Source organism: Microvirga sp. P5_D2 (assembly GCF_054049475.1).
In genome coordinates, this window is record NZ_JBFUMH010000340.1 from 1 (window position 1) to 2028 (window position 2028).

The window sequence follows — 2028 nt, forward strand, 5'->3', positions numbered from 1 at the left end:
GGTTACGCATGAGCGCTCCCGGTTACGCATGAGCGCTCCCTTCGGGCATTGGACGACGCATACCTTTCTGGCCGGGCTGCGCTGCCATGAGCTGAGTGCGCCGTGGATCATCGACGGCCCGATCACCCGCTTGGCGTTCGAGGCTTACATCGAGACGCAGCTCGCGCCGACACTGTGCAAAGGCGACGTGGTGATCCTCGACAACCTCGCAGTCTATAAGAGTGAAAGGGCGGCGGAATGCCTGAAGGGACACGGCGCTTGGTTCCTGTTCCTGCCTGCTTACAGTCCGGATTTGAATCCGATTGAGCAGACCTTTGCCAAGATCAAAGCGCATCTGCGCAAAGCCGAAGCCCGCACCTTGGACGCGCTCTGGCGCACCCTCGGTGAGATCTGCAACCTGTTCGAGCCACAAGAATGTTGGAACTACCTCAAGGCTGCTGGATATGCGACCGATTAAACATCCGATGCTTTAGAAAACAATACCACACCCGTGGTGCCTTGCCGTGGGGTAGTCGAAAGTCTGGGGCCTTAAGGGGCGAGACCGACCGGGTCCGCCGTTCACACAGAGATCAAATTTAAGACCGGGAGATGTCGAGTATCCCCGTAGGGGGATAACAGTGAATTTTGCTGCACACGAAGGCGGCGATGGCGTGCCGGCCGAGCCGGACTGGGCTTCGATCTACAGCGGTGAATTGGACATCGCGGCAGCTCATGAGGAATGGGGCTTCGCAATCCGCGACATGCGGGAGGCTCAGACCCTCACCGTTGCTAACGGCCACGCGATCAAGCGCCTAGTCGAATTGAAAATTTAATATGAGCGGGCAGCCAAGCACGTCGCAGAGCATGGCGCGATTCTGAAGGCGAAGCGGGCCAAGGTAGGCCAGCACAATCCCTACTGGTCGGTCATGACGCAGGCCACCAAGGAAATTCAGGCACTCGAAAAAGCATTAGGCATCAGCTCTAACAGCCGCAGCAAGGCCGGCAAGGCGCAACCGTGCGAGGAAAGCTCCAAGAGCGGCGGACAGCTACCTTAAGCCAGTCACATGGAGAGGCGCGGCCTGAAGTTCTTATCTGACCGCGCCTTAAGTTGGTCTATTGAGCCGACGCTTTGCGGAACTCGATGCCGCAGCGTTTCTTGATAGACGCTTGCTCGATAGCGTCCATCTCCCCCTTTAAACGTGCGACTTCAGCTGCTGATGCACCTTCGCCTTTGATGAAGAATAGTGCTGGCCAGAAAAGTACGACGCCAACACCCGTTGCCACGGCATCATTGGTTGCCTTGCTATCCTGAGCGCCAGAGGCGGCAATGGCGCGAGCTGAAACACGCGCAGCTTCTTCCTGCAGGTTCCGGCAGGAATAGCTATCGTAAGTTAGAGGCGACACGTATGCCGCAGCGATATTCTCTGATTTGGAGGCGCATCCGGCAAGCGAAAGCGCCGCGATTACAGCGGTGGTGATGGATTTCATGGTGCCCCCCTTTAGGCATAGTCTTTCCAACACGATATCGAGCGTGCTGTCGACTCCGCTTTTAGGCGTAAATTCCAACCAGCCCTTTTGCTCCATGAAAAAGATGAGGAAGGTTGCGTATGACCCAGGGGCAGGGCAATCGCCTCCTTGATCCTACGGCTGAGAGCCTCCTTCAGGCTTTCGCCATGCCCCGTTCCCGGGGCGGCATCTTCCACTCTTTCTGCGCCTGCCTTAAGACCAGGAACAACAGCTTGATCGCACTCTCGTCAGTCGGACAGTGCCCGCGGGTCCATACCGCCCGGCGCAGCTTGGCATTCAGCGCTTCGATGGCGTTGGTAACCGGTATGAAGATCACGGTGCCGCGGTCCGGCTGGAATTCGTAGGTTTCCGGCGTATGGTGCGACCATCCGGGACAGAGGCACCGGGAGCACGAAGTGCGGGCAGGCCGATGTACACGATGAGCTGCGAGCTCGTGTTAGTAGCTGGCCGCCTCTGCGACTGACCCGGTTGCACCGAGAGCGCGGATCCGTAGGTGTCGTGTCGCCCCACGCTCCCATCGTA

Annotated in this window: 4 protein-coding genes and 1 pseudogene; 3 read left to right on the forward strand and 2 right to left on the reverse strand. The window is 58.3% G+C overall.

Going from position 1 to position 2028, the window contains the following annotated elements:
- The 3 genes from ACXJKO_RS31425 to ACXJKO_RS31435 form a co-directional block, all read left to right on the forward strand.
- The coding region (locus ACXJKO_RS31425; protein WP_457094919.1) for a transposase at positions 1-457 on the forward strand (457 nt) is incomplete at its 5' end.
- Between the two features lie 160 nt (positions 458-617).
- Complete coding sequence (locus tag ACXJKO_RS31430; protein ID WP_457094920.1) at positions 618-812, forward strand: hypothetical protein; 195 nt, start codon at positions 618-620, stop codon at positions 810-812.
- Between the two features lie 42 nt (positions 813-854).
- On the forward strand, positions 855-1034 hold the full coding sequence (locus ACXJKO_RS31435) for a P27 family phage terminase small subunit (RefSeq protein ID WP_457094922.1): 180 nt from the start codon (positions 855-857) through the stop codon (positions 1032-1034).
- A gap of 58 nt (positions 1035-1092) precedes the next feature.
- Here the strand turns inward: ACXJKO_RS31435 and ACXJKO_RS31440 are convergent, their stop codons facing one another.
- Positions 1093-1467, reverse strand: a complete 375-nt coding sequence (locus ACXJKO_RS31440; protein ID WP_457094921.1) for a hypothetical protein — start codon at positions 1465-1467, stop codon at positions 1093-1095.
- A 172-nt stretch (positions 1468-1639) separates the two neighbouring features.
- Positions 1640-1813, reverse strand: a pseudogene (locus tag ACXJKO_RS31445) (transposase); the annotation flags it as partial.
- Positions 1814-2028 lie beyond the last annotated feature (215 nt).

Excerpts from the sequence above, each read along its gene's own strand:
- ACXJKO_RS31440 (WP_457094921.1), bottom strand. The coding sequence starts at position 1,467 with ATGAAATCCATCACCACCGCTGTAATCGCGGCGCTTTCGCTTGCCGGA.